At 34.1% G+C, this 1,659-nt stretch carries 2 protein-coding genes; both read right to left on the minus strand.

The genetic code is table 11. The annotated features are described in order from the left end of the window. Positions 1–188: 188 nt before the first annotated feature. Complete coding sequence (ispF, locus tag U9P79_09640) at positions 189–683, minus strand: 2-C-methyl-D-erythritol 2,4-cyclodiphosphate synthase (protein MEA2104884.1); 495 nt, start codon at positions 681–683, stop codon at positions 189–191. A gap of 188 nt (positions 684–871) precedes the next feature. Next, on the minus strand, positions 872–1,171 hold the full coding sequence (locus U9P79_09645) for a four helix bundle protein (protein ID MEA2104885.1): 300 nt from the start codon (positions 1,169–1,171) through the stop codon (positions 872–874). Between the last annotated feature and the right edge of the window lie 488 nt (positions 1,172–1,659).

Genomic DNA, 1,659 nt, shown 5'->3' on the forward strand with positions numbered 1-1,659 from the left:
GCCCGCACACATACATGCTGACCTTGTTTTTTTCAATGGGAACAAACTTATCTTTTTTACCGGTAAGGGTATTGTAAATTTTTAAACTCATATCTATTTTCCTTGATTATTCTGTTTATATGAAAGTTTTTGTAAACCAAACAGCGAGTTTCATTCTTTGTTGTGGGCAAACCGAGGTGACCAGATTATTATAGAAGATGGCCAGGTCTGCCCGTGGCAGTTATTAAAATAACGGTGTGGGCAGCAATTCCCTCACCTCTTCCTGCAAACCCAAGACCTTCAGTTGTTGTGGCCTTTACATTGACACTGTTTGAAGATATTTTTAAAACAGAGGCAATTTTCTCTTCCATCTCTCTCTTAAAAGGCATAAGTTTTGGAGCCTCTGCAAAAATTGTGCAGTCAATATTAACGATTGAAAACCCTTTTTTCAAAAGAGAATCCAAACACCTTTTCAGAAGAATCAGACTGGAAATATCTTTAAATTCCGGATCTGAATCAGGAAAATGATGGCCTATATCCCCGAGTCCTGCAGCTCCAAGCATGGCATCACACACAGAATGCACAAGCACATCAGCATCTGAATGACCTTTTAACCCCTTTTGAAAAGGAATTGTAACTCCTCCCAGTACAAGAACACGCCCTCTGACCAGTTTGTGTACATCATATCCTGACCCGATTCTCATATTTATAACATCACTCCTTAATAATTAGTAGTTCCAATCCGCATGGCTTACTGGAATGGTGAATTATGAATGGTGAATTATGAATTTTGAATTTTGAATTGTGAATTGTGAATTATCTTTTGCCATAATTTTTGCCTTTTGAAGTTATAATGATTGAAGCAATAATTTTATTCAATTCAGAAACATCATTAATAATTGATTGATTGATATTGTTCTTTTTTTAAATATTCAGATTGAAAGAGTAATTCTATCCAATAGTCTGTTTCATTGGCTTTTTTTTGGGCAATTGCCATTTTATGAATAAAATCAGCCTTGCTCTCTGCATGTTCCGCCTCACGCACCAAAGCCCCAATAGCCGTTCCACTTCGAAGCAGTTGTTTACTCAATACAAATTCCTTTTTATCAACAAGAAATTTATACAGTTTCACAATCCGCAATGCAAAAATAAAACTCTTATCTCTAATAATATTTGGTTTCTTTTCATTCATAATTCATAATTCATAATTCACATCACTTCGGATTGTTTTTTTTAACAGTAGCATAAACTGTGCTTTTTTTCTGAAAGCATAACTATTAACTATAATAGCTAAATCAAAAAAAGTCAAAATTAATGAACTCATCCTGGATATTTGCCCTAAGCCCTTTTTACGTCAAAAGCATCTGTATGTTGTGGTTAAGCGGTGCAAAAATACGGTATGTGGTATCCGATTCTTTATAACAAATATCCAGAACTCATCATAAAAAACAAAAAAAACAACTTATTATTGACATTGTATTCTGGGAATGTAATTTAAAAACTTTTTATATGAAACTCCATATAACTTTTTAAAATCATGGAGTTTCATTCTTTATAACTTTTTAAAATCATGGAGTTTCATTCTTTGTTGTGGGCAAGCTGAAGTGAAAAACCAGATCTGCCCGTGGCAGTTTATATGAAAGTCCGTCCAAGCGACTGCAATGATAGACTTTCTAAATT

The sequence above is a fragment of the Candidatus Cloacimonadota bacterium genome, from assembly GCA_034661015.1.
Taxonomy (GTDB): Bacteria; Cloacimonadota; Cloacimonadia; order JGIOTU-2; family JGIOTU-2; genus JAYEKN01.